The 22,094-nt window shown below is 63.7% G+C and carries 25 protein-coding genes; 16 read left to right on the forward strand and 9 right to left on the reverse strand.

From position 1 onward, the window contains the following. The coding region (locus BMX27_RS15425) for a crotonase/enoyl-CoA hydratase family protein (RefSeq protein WP_090161097.1) at positions 1-670 on the reverse strand (670 nt) is incomplete at its 3' end. A gap of 100 nt (positions 671-770) precedes the next feature. On the opposite strand from BMX27_RS15425, the gene BMX27_RS15430 reads away from it, so the two are divergent. From BMX27_RS15430 to BMX27_RS15460, 7 genes are all read left to right on the forward strand, one after another. Beyond that, complete coding sequence (locus BMX27_RS15430; RefSeq protein WP_090161099.1) at positions 771-1,661, forward strand: amidohydrolase family protein; 891 nt, start codon at positions 771-773, stop codon at positions 1,659-1,661. After that, a complete protein-coding gene (locus BMX27_RS15435) occupies positions 1,654-2,832 on the forward strand; it encodes a cytochrome P450 (RefSeq protein WP_090161100.1) in 1,179 nt (392 codons plus the stop codon). The genes BMX27_RS15430 and BMX27_RS15435 overlap by 8 nt, the downstream gene beginning before the upstream one ends. A gap of 5 nt (positions 2,833-2,837) precedes the next feature. Further along, positions 2,838-3,215, forward strand: a complete 378-nt coding sequence (pcaC, locus tag BMX27_RS15440) for a 4-carboxymuconolactone decarboxylase (protein ID WP_090161102.1) — start codon at positions 2,838-2,840, stop codon at positions 3,213-3,215. Then, the gene (gene pcaH, locus BMX27_RS15445) at positions 3,212-3,937 is read left to right on the forward strand and encodes a protocatechuate 3,4-dioxygenase subunit beta (RefSeq protein ID WP_090161104.1); all 726 of its coding nucleotides are present in this window, start codon (positions 3,212-3,214) and stop codon (positions 3,935-3,937) included. The genes pcaC and pcaH overlap by 4 nt, the downstream gene beginning before the upstream one ends. Further along, the gene (pcaG, locus tag BMX27_RS15450) at positions 3,937-4,548 is read left to right on the forward strand and encodes a protocatechuate 3,4-dioxygenase subunit alpha (protein ID WP_090161106.1); all 612 of its coding nucleotides are present in this window, start codon (positions 3,937-3,939) and stop codon (positions 4,546-4,548) included. Before pcaH ends, pcaG begins: the two co-directional genes overlap by 1 nt. A 9-nt stretch (positions 4,549-4,557) precedes the next feature. Next, the gene (locus BMX27_RS15455; RefSeq protein WP_090161108.1) at positions 4,558-5,391 is read left to right on the forward strand and encodes a 3-oxoadipate:acetyl-CoA acetyltransferase; all 834 of its coding nucleotides are present in this window, start codon (positions 4,558-4,560) and stop codon (positions 5,389-5,391) included. A gap of 78 nt (positions 5,392-5,469) precedes the next feature. Further along, complete coding sequence (locus BMX27_RS15460; protein ID WP_090161110.1) at positions 5,470-5,988, forward strand: CoxG family protein; 519 nt, start codon at positions 5,470-5,472, stop codon at positions 5,986-5,988. 96 nt (positions 5,989-6,084) lie between these two features. On the opposite strand, the gene BMX27_RS15465 is transcribed toward BMX27_RS15460, so the two are convergent. From BMX27_RS15465 to BMX27_RS15475, 4 genes are read right to left on the reverse strand one after another with little or no spacing between them, the layout of a single operon-like run. Next, a complete protein-coding gene (locus BMX27_RS15465) occupies positions 6,085-7,269 on the reverse strand; it encodes an OpgC family protein (RefSeq protein WP_090161112.1) in 1,185 nt (394 codons plus the stop codon). Then, entirely contained in the window at positions 7,244-9,013 is a 1,770-nt protein-coding gene (mdoH, locus tag BMX27_RS15470) for a glucans biosynthesis glucosyltransferase MdoH (RefSeq protein WP_090161114.1), read from the reverse strand. The genes BMX27_RS15465 and mdoH overlap by 26 nt, the downstream gene beginning before the upstream one ends. 1 nt (position 9,014) lies before the next feature. After that, a complete protein-coding gene (locus BMX27_RS16925; RefSeq protein WP_177172756.1) occupies positions 9,015-9,161 on the reverse strand; it encodes a hypothetical protein in 147 nt (48 codons plus the stop codon). 8 nt (positions 9,162-9,169) lie between these two features. Then, the gene (locus BMX27_RS15475) at positions 9,170-10,768 is read right to left on the reverse strand and encodes an OpgD/OpgG family glucan biosynthesis protein (protein WP_090161116.1); all 1,599 of its coding nucleotides are present in this window, start codon (positions 10,766-10,768) and stop codon (positions 9,170-9,172) included. Between the two features lie 272 nt (positions 10,769-11,040). On the opposite strand from BMX27_RS15475, the gene BMX27_RS15480 reads away from it, so the two are divergent. Genes BMX27_RS15480 through BMX27_RS15510 form a run of 7 tightly spaced genes read left to right on the forward strand, consistent with a single transcriptional unit; the run spans position 11,041 to position 18,029 of the window. After that, positions 11,041-11,787 (forward strand): endonuclease/exonuclease/phosphatase family protein, encoded by a 747-nt coding sequence (locus tag BMX27_RS15480; protein WP_090161118.1) that lies wholly within the window; start codon positions 11,041-11,043, stop codon positions 11,785-11,787. Further along, on the forward strand, positions 11,784-12,518 hold the full coding sequence (locus tag BMX27_RS15485; RefSeq protein WP_256212587.1) for a CDP-alcohol phosphatidyltransferase family protein: 735 nt from the start codon (positions 11,784-11,786) through the stop codon (positions 12,516-12,518). Before BMX27_RS15480 ends, BMX27_RS15485 begins: the two co-directional genes overlap by 4 nt. After that, positions 12,509-13,414 (forward strand): lysylphosphatidylglycerol synthase transmembrane domain-containing protein, encoded by a 906-nt coding sequence (locus BMX27_RS15490; RefSeq protein ID WP_090161120.1) that lies wholly within the window; start codon positions 12,509-12,511, stop codon positions 13,412-13,414. Before BMX27_RS15485 ends, BMX27_RS15490 begins: the two co-directional genes overlap by 10 nt. Beyond that, positions 13,411-14,979 (forward strand): alkaline phosphatase family protein, encoded by a 1,569-nt coding sequence (locus BMX27_RS15495; RefSeq protein ID WP_090161122.1) that lies wholly within the window; start codon positions 13,411-13,413, stop codon positions 14,977-14,979. Before BMX27_RS15490 ends, BMX27_RS15495 begins: the two co-directional genes overlap by 4 nt. Positions 14,980-14,998: 19 nt before the next feature. Then, positions 14,999-16,288 (forward strand): extracellular solute-binding protein, encoded by a 1,290-nt coding sequence (locus BMX27_RS15500; RefSeq protein ID WP_090161124.1) that lies wholly within the window; start codon positions 14,999-15,001, stop codon positions 16,286-16,288. Positions 16,289-16,341: 53 nt separating this feature from the next. Next, the gene (locus tag BMX27_RS15505) at positions 16,342-17,199 is read left to right on the forward strand and encodes a carbohydrate ABC transporter permease (protein WP_090161126.1); all 858 of its coding nucleotides are present in this window, start codon (positions 16,342-16,344) and stop codon (positions 17,197-17,199) included. Next, a complete protein-coding gene (locus BMX27_RS15510; RefSeq protein ID WP_090161128.1) occupies positions 17,196-18,029 on the forward strand; it encodes a carbohydrate ABC transporter permease in 834 nt (277 codons plus the stop codon). The genes BMX27_RS15505 and BMX27_RS15510 overlap by 4 nt, the downstream gene beginning before the upstream one ends. Here BMX27_RS15510 and BMX27_RS15515 read toward each other — a convergent pair. Next, positions 18,026-18,613 carry a YceI family protein gene (locus BMX27_RS15515; RefSeq protein WP_090161236.1) on the reverse strand — a complete coding sequence of 196 codons (588 nt, stop codon included), beginning with the start codon at positions 18,611-18,613 and terminating at the stop codon, positions 18,026-18,028. The genes BMX27_RS15510 and BMX27_RS15515 overlap by 4 nt on opposite strands. A 204-nt stretch (positions 18,614-18,817) precedes the next feature. On the opposite strand from BMX27_RS15515, the gene BMX27_RS15520 reads away from it, so the two are divergent. Beyond that, positions 18,818-19,015: a hypothetical protein gene (locus BMX27_RS15520; protein ID WP_090161130.1), complete on the forward strand. Its 198-nt coding sequence runs from the start codon at positions 18,818-18,820 to the stop codon at positions 19,013-19,015. Here BMX27_RS15520 and BMX27_RS15525 read toward each other — a convergent pair. After that, the gene (locus BMX27_RS15525; protein ID WP_090161238.1) at positions 19,008-20,150 is read right to left on the reverse strand and encodes an alpha-D-ribose 1-methylphosphonate 5-triphosphate diphosphatase; all 1,143 of its coding nucleotides are present in this window, start codon (positions 20,148-20,150) and stop codon (positions 19,008-19,010) included. The two genes, BMX27_RS15520 and BMX27_RS15525, sit on opposite strands and share 8 nt — an antisense overlap. A 49-nt stretch (positions 20,151-20,199) precedes the next feature. Here BMX27_RS15525 and BMX27_RS15530 point away from each other — a divergent pair, with 49 nt between their 5' ends. Then, positions 20,200-20,901, forward strand: a complete 702-nt coding sequence (locus tag BMX27_RS15530) for a DUF1045 domain-containing protein (RefSeq protein ID WP_090161132.1) — start codon at positions 20,200-20,202, stop codon at positions 20,899-20,901. Here the strand turns inward: BMX27_RS15530 and phnN are convergent. After that, on the reverse strand, positions 20,853-21,413 hold the full coding sequence (gene phnN, locus BMX27_RS15535; protein ID WP_090161134.1) for a phosphonate metabolism protein/1,5-bisphosphokinase (PRPP-forming) PhnN: 561 nt from the start codon (positions 21,411-21,413) through the stop codon (positions 20,853-20,855). The two genes, BMX27_RS15530 and phnN, sit on opposite strands and share 49 nt — an antisense overlap. Beyond that, positions 21,410-22,093 carry a phosphonate C-P lyase system protein PhnL gene (gene phnL / locus BMX27_RS15540; RefSeq protein WP_090161137.1) on the reverse strand — a complete coding sequence of 228 codons (684 nt, stop codon included), beginning with the start codon at positions 22,091-22,093 and terminating at the stop codon, positions 21,410-21,412. Before phnL ends, phnN begins: the two co-directional genes overlap by 4 nt. Position 22,094 lies beyond the last annotated feature (1 nt).

A 22,094-nucleotide genomic window follows, 5' to 3' on the forward strand; every position in this document is an offset into this window, starting at 1 on the left:
ACAGGCCGTCGCTGCGGGACATGTCCTCGATCCGCGACAGTGCCTGGATCATAAGGTAATTCGAGAATGGCGCGTTGTCCGCGATTTTACGCGCGAGATCACGGGCCATGGGCAGGGCTTCGCCCTCGCCCACGGCATAGTGGCACAGGCCCAGACGCAGGCCGTCGTCCGCGCTATAGTTGCGGCCCGTCAGCATCATTTCACGCATCCGGTCCGCGCCGATGATCCGGCCCACGCGCACGGTGGCCCCGCCGCCCACAAAAATGCCGCGCCGCCCCTCTGGCAGCTGAAACCGCACGCTGGGTTCCGCGATGCGCACATGGGTGGCGGTGGCGATTTCCAGGCCGCCGCCAATCACGGCACCGGTCAGGGCGCTGACCACGGGCAGGCCGCCAAATTCGATGGCATCCGCAACGCGGTGCCAGTTGCGCGAGTGGCGCATCGTATCCTCTGGACTGCGCTGTTTGTGTTCAGACAGATCCAGGCCGGAACAGAAATGGCCACCCTCGCCGTGCAGGATCGCCACGCGCACACCCTCTGGCGGGTTCGAAAAGAACGCATCGAGCTCCGCCACCAGCGCATCATTCATCGCATTACGCTTGTCCGGGCGCGCAAATGTCAGCGTGGCGATATCGCCGTCGATCGACAGGCGGGTGACGGGATCGGTCATGGTTGGCCCTCTGATTTTGGTGAAAGTGTTATATAAGATAACTGTTAACATACAAAACAATTATGCTATCATGATGCCAGCCAGATCGGGGAGGGTCGTCATGGTCGATTTCAGCGCAGTCCGCGCCATTGATTTCCACACGCATGCAGAGGAACCCTGCTGCGCCCCGCGCGATGATGGCTATACCGAATTTCAGGCCGGCATGGCCGCCTATTTCAAGAATCCCGCCGGTGTCGACGGCATGCTGCCCACCGTGCAGGACACCGCCGCCTACTACCGCGAACGCAACATCGCGGCTGTGATTTTCCCGGTGGATGCAGAGCGCGAGACAGGGTTCAGGCGCTATTCCAACGAAGAGGTTGCAACGATCTGCGCCGAAAACGACGATATCCTGATCCCCTTTGCCTCTGTCGATCCGCACAAGGGCCGCGCGGGCGCGCGCGAGGTGCGGCGGCTGGTGCGTGATTTCGGTGTGCGCGGGTTCAAGTTTCATCCCACGATGCAGGGGTTTTTCCCCAACGACCGCGAGGCCTGCTACGCCGTGCTGGAGGCCTGCGCCGAGGAAGGCGTGATCACGCTGTTTCACACCGGCCAGACAGGGGTCGGGTCGGGGATGCGCGGCGGCATGGGGATGCGGCTGAAGTATTCAAACCCGATGCATCTGGATGACGTGGCAGTCGATTTCCCGGACATGAAGATCGTGCTGGCGCACCCCAGTTTCCCCTGGACCGAAGAAGGCCTTGCGGTGGCCCAGCACAAACCGAACGTCTATTACGACATGTCCGGCTGGTCGCCGAAGTATTTCCCCGAGATATTCGTCAAATACGCCAATTCGATTCTGAAAAAGAAGATGCTGTTCGGGTCCGACTGGCCTGCGATCACACCCGACCGCTGGCTGGTGGATTTCGAGGCCGCCCCGTTCAAGGACGAGGTGCGCCCACTGATCCTGAAGGAAAATGCACTGCGCCTGCTGGGAGTTTCCGATGCCTGACCTTGCCCCGCTGGATGACACGATCACGCTGGATCAGCTGGACCGCGATCCGTTCCCGATCTACCGCCGCCTGCGGGCCGAGGCCCCGGTGCTGCGCGTCAAATCGGTGGGGCGGACCCTGCTGACCAAGGCTGCGGATACCAAATACGTCAAGGACAACCCCGATCTGTTCAGTTCCGACGATCCCAATACGCCGATGAAACGCGCGTTTCAGGCGCATACGCTGATGCGCAAGGACGGGGCGGACCACCTGCGCGAACGCACGGCCATGGCGCCTGCGTTCAACCCCAAGGTCATCATGGGCGAATGGATGCCGCAATATAACCATATCGCGCAGGACTACGTCGCCCGACTGCCGCGCGGTGAGGTGGTCGATCTGTTCAACGTGCTGTCCGGTGCCTTTGCCGCACGGGGTCTTGCGATCCTGCTGGGGATGCCAGAGGCGTCGGACGAGGACATGATGGAATGGTCGCAGGCCTTGATCGAGGGGGCGGGCAACTTCGGCTGGCGCGATGCGCCGTTCGAAAGGTCCGACCGCGCGAATGCGGGCATCAACGCCGTGCTGGACGCCGCCCGCGCGCGCCACTTGGCGGACCCCAACCCTTCGGCCTATTCCGTGATGCTGAACGCGGATGATCCGATCCCCGACAGCCAGATCTACGCCAATATCAAGATCGCGATCGGCGGCGGCATCAACGAACCGCGCGATGCGCTGAACACGACCCTGTACGGTTTGCTGACCAACCCTGACCAATGCGCGCAGGTTGTCGCAAACGGCGACTGGGACCGCGCGTTCGAGGAAGGCGTGCGCTGGGTCGCGCCGATTTCTGCATCGTCCCGGCTGGTGACAGAAGATACGGAAATTCGCGGCCACCTGATCCCCAAGGGAGATACGGTCATGACGATACAGGCCAGCGCCAACCGCGACGAGGACGTGCTGGAGAATGGCGAGGTGTTCGACGTTTACCGCGACAAGGCCCCGCACCAATCGTTCGGCAACGGCCCGCACTTTTGTCAGGGCACCCATGTCGCCCGGCGCGCGGTGGGGCAGGTGATGCTGCCGATCCTGTTCGACCGCTTCCCGAATATGTCGATCCCCGACACCAATGCCGTGATCTGGCGTGGTTTCGGTTTCCGGGGGCCGATCCAGATTCCCGTCTTGTTGGAGTAACGCAGATGACCGACCGATATGATGCAGGCATGGCGACCCGCCGCGCGGTGCTGGGCGACGCCCACGTGGACCGGGCAGAGGCGGCCAAGGAACCGTTCGACGCGCCGTTCCAGCGGATGATTACCGAAGGTGCCTGGGGTACTGTCTGGGCGGACGACACGATCACCCGGCGAGAGCGGTCGATGCTGACGCTGGCGCTGCTGGCCGCGACAGGCAATTTCGACGAAATCCCGATGCATGTGCGTGCCACGGCCAACACCGGGGCCAGCCCCGACGACATCATGCAGGCGTTTTTGCACGTGGGCGTCTATGCCGGCGTGCCAAAGGCGAACCACGCGATCAAGCTGGCGAAGCAAACACTTCGGGAAATGGGGGTTCTATGACGCAGAACGGTTATTTCGCGCGTGACACGCAGTGGCATCCCCCCGCGCTGACGCCGGGCTATAAAACGAGCGTCGCGCGCAGTCCGACCCGCGCCAAGCTGTCGTTTCCGACGTCCCTGTCAGAGGAAACCGGTCCGGTGTTCGGCCACAACATCCTCGGCCCCTTGGACAACGACCTGATCCACAACTTTGCCGCCGCCGATCAAAGCGCGATTGGTCCCCGCATTGTCGTTTACGGCCGCGTGCTGGACGAAACCGGCCGCCCCGTGCCGGGTGCACTGGTCGAGGTCTGGCAGGCCAACGCAGGCGGGCGGTATCGGCATAAGAAAGAGTCCTACCTCGCCTCGCTGGACCCGAACTTTGGCGGCTGCGGGCGGGTGATCACAGACGAAAACGGCTGTTATGAATTCCGCACGATCCAGCCGGGACCCTATCCCTGGCCCAATGGTCCGAACGACTGGCGGCCCGCGCATATTCATTTCAGCGTCTTTGGTCAGGGTTTTGCCCAACGGTTGATCACCCAGATGTATTTCGAGGGTGATCCGATGATCTGGCTGTGTCCGATCGTCGGCACCATCGATGATCCCAGGGCGGTGGAATCGCTGGTTGCCGCACTCGACATGACGCGCACGATCCCGATGGATGCCCGGGCCTACAAATTCGACATCGTGCTGCGCGGGCGGCGCCAGACGTTCTTTGAAAACCGGGCGGAGGGGCTGTGATGGTGCAATCGTTGAACCTGCTCAAGGAAAGCCCGTCGCAGACGGCTGGGCCGTACGTTCACATCGGCTGCACGCCGAATTTTTCCGGCATCGACATCTATGGCGGCGATCTGGGCACGACGATGAAAACCGGCCCGGTGCAGGGTACGGAAATCACCCTGCGCGGGGCCGTGTTCGATGGCACTGGCACGCCGCTGCGCGACGCGATGGTGGAAATCTGGCAGGCGGATGCAAATGGTATCTATCCCGGCAATGACCCGCGCGGCGCCGCCGACCCGCACTTTACCGGCTGGGGCCGGTCGCCGGGGGATATGGAAACAGGCGAATTCACGTTCCAGACAGTCAAACCGGGGCAGGTGCCCTGGCGCAATGGCCAGTTGCAGGCACCGCATATCACGTTCTGGATCGTCGCACGCGGCATCAACCTGGGTCTGCAAACGCGGATGTATTTCGCTGACGAGGTGGAGGCCAATGCCGCCGATCCGATCCTGAGCCGGATTGAACATCAGAACCGCGTGCCGACCTTGCTGGCGCAGCCCGACGGTACGGGCGTTTATCGTTTCGATATCCGGCTGCAAGGCGACGCCGAAACCATCTTTTTCGATATTTGAGGGACGACCATGACCACACCCTGCATCATCTGTGTCGCGATCACCGGGTCGTTGCCGCGAAAGGCCGACAACCCGGCGGTTCCCGTCACCGTCACCGAACAGGTGGAATCGACCCAAGCCGCGTTCGAGGCCGGGGCCACGATCTGCCACGCCCATGTGCGCAACGACGACGAAACCCCCAGCAGCGACTCCGACAAGTTCGCCGCCCTGAAGGAGGGTCTGGAAAAGCACTGCCCCGGCATGATCATCCAGATGTCCACCGGTGGGCGTTCCGGTGCAGGCCAGACGCGTGGGGGCATGCTGCCGCTGCGCCCAGACATGGCATCGCTGTCGGTGGGGTCGAACAACTTTCCCACGCGGGTTTATGAGAATCCGCCAGACCTCGTGGATTGGCTCGCATCCGAGATGCTGGCCCATGATGTCAAACCGGAAATCGAGGCATTCGACCTGAGCCATATCCTGCGCGCCAAGGCGATGTACGACGCAGGCCAGATCAAGGACCTGCCTTATGTGCAGTTCGTCATGGGGGTCAAAAACGCGATGCCCGCCGACCGCGAGGTGTTCGATTTCTACATCAAGACGGTCAAGCGCCTGTTCGGTGAGGACGCACCGTGGTGTGCCGCTGGCATTGGTGCGCAACAGGCGGTGCTGAACGATTGGGCGATTTCCAGCGGTGGCCACGCGCGCACCGGGCTGGAGGACAACATCAGGCTGGACCGCGACACGCTCGCCCCGTCGAATGCGGCGCTGGTGGCGCGCACTGTCGCGATCTGCGAAAAATACGAACGACCCGTCGCGACGTGGCAACAGGCGCGGCAGATGCTGGGATTGCGCGGGGTCTGATGATCCCGCTTTGACGGGCAAGCGGATCGCGTGCATTCTGCATCAGACGATCATCGCAAGGCTGGGAGGAGACATGCCATGGACATGAACGACAGCAAGGATATCGCAGCTCCGCCCGCGGCCGTTTGGGCAGCCCTGCTGGATGCGGATGTGTTGCGCCAGTGCGTGCCGGGGTGTTCGGAAATGGCGGGCAACCCGCAGGACGGGTTCACCGCGACGGTCACGCAAAAGGTCGGTCCGGTCAAAGCGACGTTCAAGGGTGAGGTCGCATTGTCGGACATGCAGCCGCCGCGTAGCCTGACGATCACCGGATCGGGCAAGGGCGGTGCGGCGGGCCACGCCTCTGGCGGCGCGGATGTGACGCTGACCGAAATCCCCGAAGGCACGCGGCTGGAATACAAGGTCAACGCCAAGGTGGGTGGCAAGCTGGCGCAATTGGGCAGCCGGATCGTGGACGGTTTCGCGCGCAAGATGGCGGACCAGTTCTTTGAGAACTTTCGCGCGGTGGTCGAAGGCGTGGATGGTGATGATGCCCCCGCCCCCGATGCCCCCGAAGAGGTCAAGAAGGGCTGGGTCAAACGCCTGATCGGCAAGTGATTTTTACCGCCGGGCCGTGCCCGGTGGCGCGGCTGCGGTGGTTCAGGCCGCCCGCGGCGGCTGTATGTTCTGAGCCACGGCGATCGGTTTTTGCGGTTATTTGCGGCCAGCGAGGGCGTCGGCCAGCCGCGCTGCGGCATAGCTGATCAGCACACCAACCACTGGCAATAGCCACGGCAGCCAGACCACATCCGCCTCGACCCGCAGCAGGATCTGGCCCGCCAGTGACAGAACTGTCCCCAGCCCGAACACTAATAGCCCGTGCCGCCCTAGCAAGCGCAGCGGATCCGCGACGGGGTGCGCGCACAACCGGGTAACGACAGGCAGGCAGGACAACACATAGGCCAAGGCCAGAATGTGCAGCAAACGCGGTGCCGCCAGCATCGGTTTGTTGTGAGAGGTAAAGTTGGCGGGCGCACCCAGATCGCGCAGCTGCGCCATCTTGTGGTTCATGAATGCGCCAAGGTCGGGAATGTGTCGCCACGCAAAGGCAAAGAGCACAAAGGCCAGCGTCACCGCGAACAAGCCGCGCGACACCGGGACAAGGCGTTTGCCCTGCCGGTGCCGGATGCCGATCAGCAGCCCGATGGTAAAGATCAGCTGCCAGGTCAGCGGTCCCAGAAACCAGACGCCGTTGCCCGGATAATTGGGGATGTTCCAGCCGTTCGCCCCGGCAAAGCCCCACAACAGGATCGCCGCAGCCAGCGTCCACCAGGGTTTTCGCAAACCGGCCATCAGGATGAACGGGGCTGCGATCATCAGCACGATGTACGTGGGCAAGATGTTCACGTAGCCGATCTGATAGGTCATGATCGGCAGACCGATCAGCGCGGCGCCAGTATTTTCGTAGATTGCAGCAAGGTTATGCATTTCGCGGAATTCCCCGCGAAAAAACACGCCCGCCGACCAGCTGAACATCCCGATCGCTGCGATGGTCAGCACGAGCTGCACACAATACAATGTCCAGGCCCTGCGCCACATCGGGGCCATCCCGTCCCACAGGCGCGCCTCGCCGTGGAGCCAACGGTCAACGGCCGGGGAATAGGCGATGCCCGCGGCGATGCCCGACATGACGAAAAACGCCTCGGCTGCGTCGGAAAAACCGATGTTACGGACGGTCACCGCCTCCCATGGGTTGCCGGGCATGTGGTCGATCAGGATCATGACCAGCGCCAGGCCGCGAAACACGTCGATCCGGGGATCGCGCGACACCGGGGGGGCGACCACACCTATGGGACGCGATACGGGCGGGCGATCAGGCCGTGCGGGCGATTGCGCCATCGGCTGTTCCTTTTGGATCGGTGTCCCGCGCCAGATTGCGGCGGTAATCTGCAACGACAGGCGGCAGGGATGTTTCTTGGGGCACGCCGAAGACGCCACCCAGCATCGGCCATGACGTCACGGTGATCAAAAACGGAGCGATGATCATCGGCACCGTGACCGGCAGCAGCCAGACCACCAGATCAGGGGCCGCGCGCAGCACAAAGATTGATACGGCGACGCCGAACAGCGTGATCCAGCGCCCCGCGCGCCAACCCTCGACCCAGCCCAGGCGACCTTCGCCGCGAGCGGTGGCAGGCCAGCCGCCATCACGACCCGACAGCACCTCTGCCGCGGCGCGGGACTGATACATCAGCATCAGGGGGGCAATCAGGGCTGTCAGCAGGGTTTCGGCCAAGACCGACCCCAGCGCGCGCAGCGTGCCGCCGAACTGGTATGCCCGGCCCGTCAAAACGGATTCGGCATAAATCGCCAGCTTTGGCAGCAGCAAGAGCCCGCCGACCCCGCAGGCCAGTGCCACGATCTGGAACGTGCGATCATCGGGAAAAACCGGGAACAGCTGGTAGGCATCGGGGAAATAATTCGGTGCCCCGGCCGTCGCGGCCGCCAACAGGGAGACGATTAGAAACGCACCCCAGGCCAGGGACACCAGGTAGGATACGATCCCCTGGAAAAAGACGAACCTGCTCCACTTGCGCAGGCCGGGTGCGTTCAGCAATCGGATATGCTGCAAATTGCCCTGACACCAGCGTCTGTCACGCCGCGCGAAGGCCAGCAGGTTTTCGGGCCCCTCCTCGAAGGAGCCGTCGATCCGGGGGTCCATTTCGACCTGCCAGCCGCCGCGCACCAGCAATGCGGCCTCGACGTAGTCATGGCTGAGGATGGTGCCGCCAAAGGGCGGCGGGCCTGTCAGTTCAGGCAGGCCGCAGCATTGTGCCAGCGCGCGCACGCGGGCGATTGCGTTATGGCCCCAGAACGGTCCCGCAGGGCCCTGCATCCGCGCCAGCCCGCGCGCAAAGACAGGGGAATGAAAGCTGGCTGAAAACTGCATCGCACGGCCGAACGCGGTTTCGGCACCGACGATCCGCGGCAGCGTCTGAAGCAATCCCAGACCGGGGTTTGCCTCCATCCGGGCGACCAGATGCCGGATTGCCTCGCCTTCCATCAGACTGTCGGCGTCCAGCAGCACGACATAGGTATAGTTCCCGCCAGACCTGCGGATGAAATCCTCGACGTTGCCAGCCTTGCGGCCACGGCGATCCTCGCGGACGCGGTAATAGACGGTGCTCAGACCGTCGTTCTGGTCAAACAGCAATAGCAGTGCGGCGCGTTCGGTCCGCAGGGCGTCGGGGTCTGACGTGTCCGACAGAATGGCAAAATCCGCAGGGACGCCAGCACGCACCATTGACTGCCGCATGGCCTGAACGCGGGCGCAGACCTCGACCGGGTTTTCGTTGCAGATCGGCACGAGGATTGCCGTGGCCGGAAAATAGCCGTTCATCAGGGTCGTGCGCGGGGCAGGGGCCAAAGCCGGCAGCCCGATAAACGCCTGCGCCGCCCCCCAGGCCAGCCAGCCTGTGGTGATCGCGATCAGCAGCACGCTTGCGCCGTCCCAGACGTCGAACCCGGTGTTCAACCCTGCCTGCGCAAGCGTTGCCGCCGCTGCGACCATGCACAGCAGCGCAAAGGTGATACCAACGATGCGGCTGGTCCGCACGCTGGACGGTCTCAGGTGCCTTTGCAAATCAGATGTTCCGCAGGAACAGGCGTGAGAACATTTCGAATGTCGACGGACGGGCTGCGTGTTCCAGCACCTGACGCGGCATGTCCAGCGGCGCGGGGCGCGGTGCCAGTGGCGTCAGGTCATGGGTCGGTGCCATAGTGCTATCCATCGTCACGGTCAGTTTTTCATCCATTGATATACCCACGTCTCTGTCAGCAGCCGGTCGCCTTCGGCCAGATTCGCCCGCATTTCGACGATTGCACCGGGATCGGCTGCGACTTCGAGCACAAGGCGCCATGTCGCATCCTGGCCGTCCACGCGTTGCAGCACCTCTTGAACAAGGGTGCCACCGTAAATGCTGGTTCGTGCCTCAACCAACAACTCTGCGATCGGTTCCGCCAACAGGCCGCCCTGGAAATCGATCACGAACTTTCGCGTGTCCGCGCTGGGTTCGACACCCGAGACACCGCCGGCGCCCGCCAATGTGTGCGTGATCTGCGCAAGGTCGGATTGCGCGCCCGGTGGGGTCATGCCCCAATGCAGCCTGTAGGACACCTTTGCACTGCTGCCCGCGCCATAGGGGTTCTGGGGAATCCAGAAGGCGACAATATTGTCGTTCGTTTCCAGATCCGTCGGAATCTCGATCAGGCGCACCGTGCCGTCACCCCAGTCGCCCACAGGTTCGACCATCAGGCTGGGACGTCGTTCATAGAAAGCTTCGGCATCCAGATAGCTTTCAAAGTCCCTGTTGCGCTGCACCAGACCGAACGACCGGGGCGACTGCGCACTGAAATAGGAATTGGCCAGTTTCTGCGGGTTGTTCAACACACGGTAAAGCGTTTCACCGCCTGCATTGTTGATGATCAGCGCCTCGCTGTCGTGGACACGCGTGCGGTAGTCATCGAATGGACCCTGGTCGTTCAGTCCGAACAGGAACATGGACGTCAGCGGTGCAATTCCCAGCTGTTCGATGTCGCGGCGAAAGAACAGTTCGGATGTGACGTCGATGGTCGTCGTCTCGCCTGGTGTCAGCGAGAACTGGTATGCCCCTGCCACGGATTCGCTTTCCAGCAGGGCATAGAACGTGACGGCCGTGTCGCCCGGTGCCGGGCGCGTCAGCCAAAAGGCGCTGAAACGCGGAAACTCTTCTGCCTCGGAGGTGGCGGTGTTGACCGCGAGTCCGCGTGCACTGAGCCCGTAACGGTTATCCTTGCCCAGTGCGCGGAAATAGCTGGCCCCCAGGAACGTCACGACCTCGTCGAAGCGGTCGGGCGCGTTCAGCGGCAAGTTTAGCCGGAATCCCGCCACGCCCGGAAAAATTTCGCCATCGGTCAAGGGCTGTTCGACGTCGCCGCCGTATCTGAAATCGCGCGCCGAAAAGTCCATCGGAACAGCCATGCCGTCGACGATTTCGAACAGATCGACGGTGCTGTCGAACAACCAGCCCGGATGATAGGCATGCAGCACGGCAAATGCCTCTGGCCCGGCCCAGCGGGCGCGTGCCTCGTTGAACTGGATCGTGCGGTAGGCGTCGTAATCCAGGTCGGTGAACGCCGCACTCAGAACCTCTGGCGGGACATAGGCCTGTGCGGCGGTCTGCCGCGCCCGGTCCACCAGCGCTGCAAACGAAAACGGCGTGGCCAGTTCGGCCGCGACCGTCTGTGCCGTTGCAGTTTGTGCCAGCGTCCCCAGCAAGGACAGTGCGGCGATGGCTGATCCCCCTTGTTTCAGGACAGATCGGCGTGAAAGTGGCTGTGACGTGCGGGAGGGTCTCATGAATCAGGTTCCAATTCGTGCTGCAGCGCGGAATACATTCGTTTTCAGCGAAACTTCAATACAAGACATAAGGTTGCAGCGGAAAGCTGCATAGACTGAATTTCTGCGGTGCAGCGTATGCCAACGACCCAAATCGTCAGGTTTTCGCGCGCCACTTGCCATGAACCGGCAACAGGTTGCCTGTGCAGGACCGGGGCATTGCCCACAGGCATTGGCGGGCTATCCTGTATCGCAGTCCGTGGCAGTCCTGCGGATTTCGCAGACAGGCAAAGATGACTGACAGACGCCATCCGATGACATGCGTGACGTGGAACCTGCATCGCACCGTCGGGCGCGATGGTCGCGCGGACGCGGATCGTATCGCCGGTGTCATGGCAGCAGATATCGCGGCGCATCAGCCGCAGATCCTCGCGCTGCAAGAGGCGGATTCGGATGATATCCCGCCGCAGGCCTTGCTTGATCTGGATGCGGTGTCCCGCGCGACCGGGCTGCGCAGCCAGCATGCAAACCCGGACATGCGTTGTGGCGGGACGGCGCATGGTTGTCGCGGCAATATCCTGCTTCTTGACCCCGAAATGATCCCGACGTCGCAGTTCGTCCTGCGATTGCCGGGTCGCTATCACCGCGCCGCTGTCGTGACCGAAGTGCTGTATCGCGGTGCCGCCATGCGGATCATTGCCTGTCATCTGGCGCTGTTGCAGGTTCTGCGTGTGGCACAGATGCGGACAATTGCGCGCGCCTTGGTGCCGCGTTCCGTGATGCCGACCGTCCTGCTTGGTGATCTGAACGAATGGCGACCCTGGGGCGGGCTGGCATTGCACCCCTGGGCCACGTCGCTGCCGTTGACCGGCCCCCGTGTGCGGACCTTTCCGGTGCAGGCCCCGGTTCTTGCGCTGGATCGCGTGCTGACCTGCCCCGCGTTGCGCGTGGACCACGCGGCTGCGCTCGATTCGCCCGAGATTCGCGCGGCGTCCGACCACCGTCCGCTGCTGGCGCAGATCACGAGGCTGGCCGCATGAAACACACCGCATCTGCCGTGGCATGGTCTGGATTGTCGGCCCCTGCACATCGACTGGCTTGCTGGGGGCTGGGTCTGTTTCCGGTGCTGCTGTGGCTGGCGTGGCAGGTCTTTGCCGCAGGCCTGCCTGTGACCTCGTTGGTTTATCTGGCCGGTTTGGCGTTCGTGGTGTTGCGCATGGCGCAGCATTACCCGCATCGCGCGGTCGGGGCCTGCAACATCGTGACAACTGTCCGGTTCATGCTGGTGGCCGTGCTATGTGCCGGGATTGGCGCCAGTGTCCCTCTCGCCCCAGAAGTGTCTTGGGCCGTCTTCGGGATCGCGGCGGTGGCACTGTCGCTGGATGGTGTCGATGGCTGGCTGGCGCGCAGGCAGGCGCTTGTGTCCGCCTTTGGCGCACGCTTTGACATGGAAGTCGATGCGCTGCTGGCGGCTGTCCTCGCGCTGCTGCTGTTCATGGACGGGCGGGCCGGGCCAGAACTGCTGGTGCTGGGCGGCGCGCGTTATGTCTTTGTGTTGGCAAGCTATGTCTGGCCGTGGCTGGATACGCCATTGCCGGCCAGTTTCAGACGCAAGCTGGTCTGCGTGATCCAGATCGCAGCGCTGGCGGCGCTGGCGCTGCCGGTGCTGCCCTATGCTGCCGGACGTGTGATTGCGCTGACCGCATCTGTTCTGCTGGTCTGGTCATTTGCCGTGGATATCCGCTGGTTGGCACGCCGACGATGCACCTGACGCTGCGCCTGATCTGTGTTGCAGCGCTGTGCCTGCTGCTGGTTGTTGTGGTCGATACGGATGCCTTGTGGGACCGCCTGCGCAATGTGCAGCCCGGTTGGATCGTCGCTGCCACCCTTTGCCTGATTGCGCAGACGATGCTGATGGCGCAGCGCTGGCGGCTGGTGGCCGTCTGTCTGGGCGTGACTTTTTCCTATCCTTGGGCATTGCGTGAATACCTGCTGTCGCAGACGCTGAACCAGGGCCTGCCGGGCGGCGTGTTGGGGGACGGCGCGCGCGCACTGCGGTCCGCGCCGGGAACCGGGAACCGGATGCCTGCCGCGCAGGCTGTCATTCTGGAAAGGGCCGCTGGCCAGTTGGGTTTGCTGGCAGTGGCGATGATCGGGCTGACGTTCGCCCTGTTCGCGCCGGGCGCGCTGGCGGCGGCGCAGGGTTTTGTCGTCCGGATTGCGCTGGCGGCTGTCGCGCTTTGCATCCTGGGGGCCGTGATCGCCGTGGTGATGCGTGGATCACGCCCTGCCACGCTGGTGCGGCGATGTCTGCCCACATGGCGGATCGGCCTTGTGCAGGCGGGTCTGTCGGTGGCGGCAGCCTTGTTGAATATAGCGGCCTTTGCCGCCTGCGCCCAAGCGACCGGCACATCGCTTGATCTGCCCTCGGCGCTGGTCCTCGTGCCGTTGATCCTGTCGGCCATGTTGATCCCGCTGTCCGTGGGCGGCTGGGGGTGGCGCGAAGGGGCGGCGGCGGTCGTCTTTCCGCTGATCGGCGCCTCGGCAGAGGCCGGAATTGCCGCCGGGGTGCTGTTCGGCGCTGTGATGATCCTGTCGTTGCTGCCTGCGCTGCCGTTGCTGATCTGGCGCGGTGCTGGGCGCCCGGTCGCGGCCCCGTCACCATGACGCCGCGGGTATCGACACGCCGGGATCTGGCATGGCTCTTTGTCGGGGTCGTGATGCTGCATCTGGTGCTGGTCTTGCCGTCGCACCCGGCCGGGCTGACCGTGGCGCGGTGGTTGCGACCCACACCAGAGCTGCCGCTGATCCTGCTGTGCGTGGCGATCGTGCCGCGTGTCTGGGTCCTGGCACCCGTTGTCGTGGCAGGATTGGGTCTTGCCGTACTCAAGATCGCGGACATCGGCACATACCTTGCGTTCAACAGGGCGTTCAATCCATTGCTGGACCTGCATCTGTTGGTGTCGGGTTGGGCGCTGCTGGCATCCAGTATCGGCCACGGGCAGGCGGTGTTTGGGATTTGCGCAACCTTGTTGGCCGTCCTTGCGGTCGGCGCGGTGATGTGGCGCGGCCTGTGGCTGCTGTCCCGTCTGGGCTGGCGCCTGCGCAGCTTGACCGTCGGCGTCCCGGCGGGATTGGCCGTTCTGGCGATGGTGCTGCCGGGTTGGCAGGTGTTGCAGGTCACGCCACTGGTTCAGGCACAGGTCGACAGGATGGGTCGGGGCATCGCTGACTTGCGCGATTTTGCCGCAGATTTACCTGATCCGGTCGGACCGGCCCCCACCTTCGCCGCTTTGCAGGGGCGGGATGTGATCCTTGCATTTGTGGAATCCTATGGCAGGTCGTTTCTGGACGACCCGGAATTCGCGGCCACCTCTGCGCCACGGCTGGCGTCGGTCGAAACCGCAATGGACGCCACAGGCTGGCATGTGCGCAGCGGCTGGGTGGCGGCACCGACCCGTGGCGGGCAAAGCTGGCTGAGCCATGGCACGTTGCTGTCGGGCCTGTGGGTCGATAGTCAGGTGCGCTATGATCGGCTGATGACATCCGACCGCACATCGCTGAACCGGCTGTTCGGGGCTGCGGGGTGGCAGACGGGCGCTGCGATGCCTGCCATCACCCTCGATTGGCCCGAGGCAGGCTGGTACGGCTACGACACCACACTGGACGCCGCAGGACTGGACTACCGCGGCCAACCCTTTGAATGGGTGACGATGCCTGATCAGTACACCTGGACGGCGCTGGATGAAAAACTGCGCAAGGCAGTCATGGCCCCCGCGATGATCGAGGTGGCGCTGATCACGTCACACGCGCCCTGGACGCCGCTGCCCGATATCGTGCCGTGGGATACCGTGGGCGACGGGTCGGTCTTTGACGGGACGCGGCGGCAGGGGGACAGCCCCCGTGTCGTCTGGTCGGATCCCGCGACGATCCGTGCGCAATATGCCAAATCCCTCGACTATGCGCTGGAGGTGGCGGGACAATACATCCTGCGCCACGGTGACGGCGCGTTTTTTGTCGTGCTGGGCGATCACCAACCCGCCCCGTTGCTGGCCGGTCAGGATGCGCCCCCCGATGTGCCGGTCCATTTCATTTCGGATGATCCACGTCTGCTGGACCGTTTGCCCGCCGATGTTTTCGCACGCGGGATCGTCCCTGCACCGGATGCGCCCGTTCTGCCCATGCAGGACCTCCGGGTCCTCTTGACCACCCTGTTTGAAACGCCACTTTGACCAACCATTGGAGAGTATCATGAAGAAAACCCTTTTCCTTGCGGCCGCCGCATCTGCGCTGCCTGTCATGGGCACGGCCCAGGACCTTGTCATGCGGACACGCGTCGGTCTGGCCGATGCGCCGAACACGCTGACATTTCGCCTGACGGCCTATGATCTGTATTCGTCCGATCCCGCAACCAAGGCCGCGTTCGAGGCGCTGTTCACCGATTTCATTACGGCGCGCCCCGACTGGAAGATCGAGACACAGTTGCAGACCGGAAACATCGGGCAGGAACAGGCCCGCCTGCTGCAACAGACGCAGGCCGGGCGCGGACCCGATTGCGCCATGATCGATTCCAGCCAGCTTGCATTGTTCAAGGACAATGGCGTTCTCAAACCGATGAATGACGTGTTCAGCGACGCAGAAGTCGCAGACCTGTTTCCCTTTGTGCGTGATGCTGTGACCGATGCGGACGGCAACGTGTTGGCGTGGTGGTGGTTCACGGATCTGCGCGTGCTGTACCGCGATACCAGCGTCGTGCCCGACGCGCCGCAAACATGGGAAGACCTGAAATCGGCCGCGCTGTCTGCCGTGGAACAGGGCCGCGAAGGTATCCTGTTCAACGGTGGCCGCTGGGAAGGCACCGCCTTTGACTGGCTGGCGAACGTCTGGGCGCAGGATGCGACGCTGGTCGACGACAATGGCGCGCCCGTTTTTGCCAGCGGCGAAAACCGTGAAAAGGTGTTGACCGCCATCGCCTATTATCAGGATCTGGTCGACAGCGGTGCGGCCCCCGCACGGGTCACGTCGATCACGGATTACGATTCGTTCAATGCGGCAGCCGCGGCCGGTTCTGCCGCGATGTTCATCGGTGGCAACTGGCAATACGGTCAGCTGCGCAACACCCTGCCGCCAAAGACATTCGCCAATTGGGCGGTGTCGGAAATTCCCGGACCCACGGCGGACCAGCGTGCGACCGGCACTGGCGGCTGGACCATCGCGGCCCTGACGGATGATCCGGCAAAGGCATCCCTGTGCGGCGAGATCGCAAAGGAAATCTATGCCGGTCCCGGCAACGCCGCACAGGGGCTGCTGCCGACCTCTGCTGCGATCTATGACCAGTATGACACCTATGACGGCCCCGAATACGACCTGTTCAGCGCGGCATTGCAAAACGGTGTCGCGCGACCGGGGGCTGCGATCTATCCGGAATTGTCCAACCAGATCCAGATCATGCTGGGCGATGTTCTGTCCGGCACGGCCACGCCAGAGGCGGCGCTGGATACCGCCGATGCAGCCGTTCAGGCCGCGTTTGATCGTCAGTGACGATCATAAACCGGACCACGGATCGGGGACCGGCACCGGGCGACGGACATCCGTTGCCCTGGCTGGTTCCCGCCATCGCGATCCTGGCGGCGTTCTATGCCGTCCCGGTGCTGGATGTCCTGCGGCTGGCGTTCAGTGACGCCAGCCTGCTGGCACCCGCCAGCCGCTATTCCACTGATGCGATTGGCGGTGTGCTGGCGGATCCCGCCCTGCCTGTCGTTCTGGGAACCACGCTGGTGTTCACGCTGGCCAATGTCGCGGCCCTGCAGCTGGCGGGTCTGTGCATCGCGCTGGTGATCGCACGCGGCGAACGCCGCGGCTTGCGCGGCATGGCGGCGTTCCGGACGCTGGTCCTTGCGGCCTGGGTGGTGCCGGGCATTGCCAACGGCCTTGTCTGGCAGATGCTGTTCGACGAGGCCCCCTATGGCACGCTCAACAGTCTGCTGGGGTATGTGGGGCTTGGCCCCGTGGCCTGGCTGTCTGACCCGCAGATGGCCATGGCCTCTGCCGTCATCGCGAACCTGTGGCAAGGCACTGCCTTTTCGATGATCGTCTTTTATGCGGCGCGACGTGCCATCGACCCGACCCTGTACGAGGTCGCGGAACTGGACGCCGCGACACCGTGGCAGATGTTCCGCTATATCACACTGCCGCTGATGCGGCGGCTGATTGCGGTGAACACGGTGCTGGTGACCGTGCAGACGCTGAACACATTCGATTCCATCCTTGCGCTGACCGGCGGCGGTCCCGGTCGCGCGACCGAGGTGCTGGCCCTGTTCACCTTCAACACCGTTTTCTACAATCTAGATCTGGCGGGTGGCAGCGTATTGGCCGTGCTCTTGTTTGCCATCGGCATGGGCTGCGCGCTGCTGGTCCATTACGTCATTGGCCGCGAAAGGCCTGCCGCATGACGGTGGCACGCTGGGGCGATGTGGCGACCTATGCCGTGCTGGCCGTGTTGGGGGCGTTTTTTGCACTGCCGTTTCTGTGGCTGATCAGCCTGGCCGTCCGCACACCGGCAGAGGTTTATCTGGGCGCGTCGCGGTTCATTCCGCAGGCACCGACACTGGACAATTTCCGGCTGATCCTGTCCGATCCGGCGTTTTTGATCTACCTCTGGAACGGTCTGAAGCTGTCGGCATCGGGTGGCCTGGTGGCTGTCGCACTGGCGATTCCGGCGGCCTATGCCGCGTCACGGCTGAATTTCCGGGGCAAACAGGCGATCCTGGTGGGCATCCTCGCGGTGCAGATGATTTCGCCACTGGTGATCCTGTTGCCGCTGTATCGCTGGATGGTCGCACTGGGTCTGCTGAACAGTGATCTGGCGGTCATCGCGGTTTACGGCGCGCTGGGAATGCCGCTGGCGGTCTGGCTGTTGAAGGTGACGTTTGACGGGGTGCCCATCGAGTTGGAAGAGGCGGCGGCCATCGACGGGGCATCACGGTTCACGACGCTGTGGCGGATCACGCTGCCGCTGGCACGGCCGGGCATTGCGTCGGCCTTTATCCTTGCGATGGTGATGAACTGGTCGCAGTTCCTGATCCCGTTCATTCTGCTGGAACGTGACGGCGATTGGCCGATTTCGGTCGCGATCTTCAATTTTGCCGGTGCAACCAACGCATCGACGACACAGGTGCTTGCGGCGGCCTGCATCATCGCGGTGCTACCAGCGGTCATGGTCTTTGTCGCGTTGCAGCGGATGATCGTCTCGGCGCTGATGGCGGGCGCGGTCAAGGGTTAGTCGGCCGCGCGCATCGCCTCTGTTTCGATGATCAATGTCACCTCGTCCCCGACAAGGCCGTTGTCCACGCCGTAAACCATGCCCCACTGGCTGCGTTGCAGCGACCCGCGGGCCGAAATGCCCAGCGTGAACCGCCCGTGACCAAACGGATAGGCCTCGGCCTTGTTCAATGTGACATCTAGCGTCAGCGGATGCGTCTGGCCCAACAGGGTCAGATCGCCCGTGACGGTGCCGCTTGTGGCGTCGGACGGCACGCCGCCATCGGCCGTGAACACCATGTCCGGATGGTCGGCCACGGCCAGAAAATCGCCCGATCGCACGTGCTCGTCGCGGGCATCGTTCAATGTCTCGACGCTTTGCGTGCGGACCGTCACCTCCAGATCGCTCAATTCCTGCGTTTCGGTATCGTAGGTGAAACCGCCGCTGACTTCGGCGAACAGGCCCAGCGTTGCAGCATAGCCCACATGATCCACCAGAAAGGCAATCGTCGTGTGTTCGGGGTCCAGTTCGAACCGCGCTGGTTCGGCAGACACCGTGTCGGCAAAGGCCAATAGCCCGATGAGTGTCGCGATCGGCGTTTTCATATCATCCTCCATCCCGATGGGGCAGCAATGGTAGGCCAGTTGGGGCCTTCGTAAAGACAGGCAAGGCAGCGTAGATGTCGCAGACCTGGCGGACGGGGCTGCGACACTCTTGTCCGCCGGGATCATTGGCGCAGGCGCACGAAACGGTTTGCGGGTCGGGCGAATCGCGTTAGCGTTCACAAATCCATTACAAAGGCTGCTGTCATGCCCGTCACACATTACATCGCCGAAACAGACGACCGGAACGCCATTGCCGCGGTCTGGGTGCACCGGAAAGGGGGGCGCGGTCCGCGCGTGTTCCACGCAGGCAGGGATCGTTTCGATCCGGCGGAACCCGCGGCCTTTGCCGGGGCCTGCGAACTGGCGATCAAGCGTTACCTGACCGACCAGACCGTCAGCTGACCCTGACGCCCCGCGACCAGACCCCCCGCAAGACGGGGGTGTCGTCGAACATCCTGACCCGCACCACATCGCCGCGTAATCCCGTTTCCAGCCTGCCACGGTCGGTCAGCCCTGCCGCGCGTGCGGGATTGGCCGACACGGTGGCAATCGCGCGCGGCAGGTCATCCCACATCTGTGCCAGCTGAAACGCGGCCCCCAGCAGGGCGGCGGGCACATAGTCGGATGACACGATGTCCAGCAGGTCATGGCGCGCCAGTTCAGACGCGGCGACATTGCCCGAATGCGATCCGCCCCGGATCAGGTTGGGTGCCCCCATCATCACCGCGATACCATGCGCCCGGCAGGCCTGCGCTGCGTCCAGTGTCGTGGGAAATTCGGCGAACCCGACGCCGTGGCACGCGGATGTCGCCACATGTTCCGCCGTCGTGTCGTCGTGACTGGCCAGTACCGCCCCAAGGCGTCTGGCCTCGGTCACCGCGCCGTTTTCGTGTTTGTCACCCAGCCGCGCCCGCAGCGCCAGCAGGTCCGCCACATGCTGAGCGAATTCATCGTCGTTCATGCCCCGCTTTTTCGCCACATAGGCCTTGAGCGCGCTGAGGTCGCGGAACTGGCGCTGACCGGGAGTGTGATCCATCAGGCTGACGATGCCTACACGATCAATGGGGTCAAAGGCTGCGAGTTCCTCCAGCAGGGTTTCTGAACAGATTTCGGCCCGCAGGTGCAGGAAATGGCTGATCTTGAACATGCCGCGGTCGCGGGCTGTCAGCATTTCGTCCGCAAGGGTGCGGGCATAGTCGACATAGCGGCCCTTGCCGGAATGGATGGATCCCACGCGCATCGCATCGAACACGGTCGTGATCCCGCAGGCGGCCAGTTCGGCGTCATGTGCTAAAAGTGCGGGCAGATGCGGCCAGTCCACATCGGGGCGCGGTTCCATGTGGCGTTCGACGTTGTCGGTGTGCAACTCGACAAAGCCGGGCAGCAACAGATCACCGTCGCAGTCGATGGCCCTATCGGGGACGCTGCTGCCGTCGGTGATCCGGGTGATCTGGCCGTCTGCGATGGTGACGGACCCCAGCACGACACGGTCCGCCAGGACCAGCCGCGCATTGGCCAGGCACAGGTCGTTTGACATCGTCGTGTCACATGGTTTGGTCAAGGATGCCGACAGCATAGGGGAATTCATGTCATACGCTCGCTTTGCGATCTACTATATCCCGCCGGACGGGCCGCTGGCGGATTTTGGCGCGGCATGGCTGGGATGGGACGTGCTGAAAGGCTGCGCCGTGCCGCAGTGCGATCTGCCCGGTTTGCATGACATCACCATGACACCGCGCAAATACGGGTTCCACGGCACACTCAAGCCGCCGTTCAGGTTGCGGGACGGCCTGACCCAAGTCGATCTGGGCCAGGCGGTAGCCGGATTGGCGGCGCAGGTTGCGCCCGCGATCTGCGACGGTCTGCAACTGTCGCGCATCGGCCGTTTTCTGGCGTTGACGCCCGTAGGCCCGGTGGACGGTCTGACCCGCGTGGCGGGTGACTGCGTGCGTGCTCTGGACCGGTTCCGGGCCCCGGCCAGTGCAGCCGAACTGGACCGCCGCAGGCAGGCCGGGCTGACCCCGCGCCAAGAGGCGAACCTGACGACCTGGGGCTATCCCTACGTGATGGATGATTTCCGGTTTCACATGACCCTGTCGGGCCAGTTGACGCCCGAGGCTCTGCCGCAGTGGGAATCCACCTTGCGTGACCGGTTGCCCACCTTGCCCGCGCCTTTCGCGCTGAACGAGATTGCGCTGTGCGGCGCGGGGGATGACGGGCGGTTTGCGCTGATCCATCGCTATCCCCTGACGGGTTCAAGCAGCGCCAGCGCGCGTGCGATGGTCTGATCCAGCGGGCCATCGTTCGACAGGTGCAGGACGTCCAGTCCGGCAGGTAGCGGTTTGTCCGCCTGTGCCAGACGGTTCGCGATTTCGGACCGGGTTTCGCGGCCGCGCGCGGTCAGACGCGCTGCGATGGTTTCGGGGGTCGCCGTCACGTGCAGCACCAGCATGCCGGCAAAGGCATCGGCCCCGGCGGCCAGCGCCTTGCGCGAGAAATTGGCGATGCAATGGGTTCCCTTGGCCAGCTGATACCGCACCGTCTGCGGGATGCCGTAATGCAGCCCGTGTGCGCACCAATGCACGACAAAGGCGCCGTTGTCCGCCATGTCGTCGAATGCGGCAGGGGTGACGGCATCGTAATCCTCGCCGCCCAGATCGGGCGCGCGAGTGATGACGCGGCGCACCAGATGCAGGTCGGGCATGACCGCGCAGAGGCCGCACATCACGCTATCCTTGCCCACGCCCGAGGGGCCGACGACGGCGATGAGGCGGCCTGCCGATGCGTCACCCGCCGTCATGCCACGGCCTGCGGGGTAAAGGCACCGACGTCGATTTCGCGGTCGCATAAGCGGTCGCGCGCTTCGGCGTCATGAAAGATGCCGATGATCGCGGCACCGCGCGCCTTGGCGTCTGCAATCAGGGACAACACGATTTCGCGGTTGTGGGGATCGAGACTTGCGGTGGGTTCGTCCAGCAGCAGCGCAGGATAGGGATGGGCAAAGCCGCGGGCGATGTTGACGCGCTGCTGTTCGCCCCCCGAAAAGGTGGTGGGCGACAGCCCCCACAGCCGCTGCGGGATGTTGAGCTGGGTCAGCAAGGCGCGGGCGCGGTCCTGTGCGGCTGGCGCGGGGATGCCCAGGACGCGCAAGGGTTCTGCGACCACGTCCAGCGTCGGCACGCGCGGCACCACCCGCAAAAACTGGCTGACGTAACCCAGTTTTGCCCGGCGCAGGGCGATCACATCGCGCGGCTGGGCCTGCACCAGATCGACATCACCGATGCGGATGGATCCCGATTGCGTCAGGTAATTGCCGTAGATCATCCGCATCAGGGTCGATTTTCCCGCACCCGACGCGCCGGTCAGCGCCACGCATTCGCCAGGTGCCACGGTCAGGTTCGCCTTGTCGATCACCGCGATCACGGCGCTGCCCTGGTTATGCAGCGTAAAGGTTTTCGACACATCGGTCAGCGTAATCATG

It is taken from the genome of Loktanella sp. DSM 29012, assembly GCF_900110705.1.
GTDB classification, from domain to species: Bacteria; Pseudomonadota; Alphaproteobacteria; order Rhodobacterales; family Rhodobacteraceae; genus Loktanella; species Loktanella gaetbuli.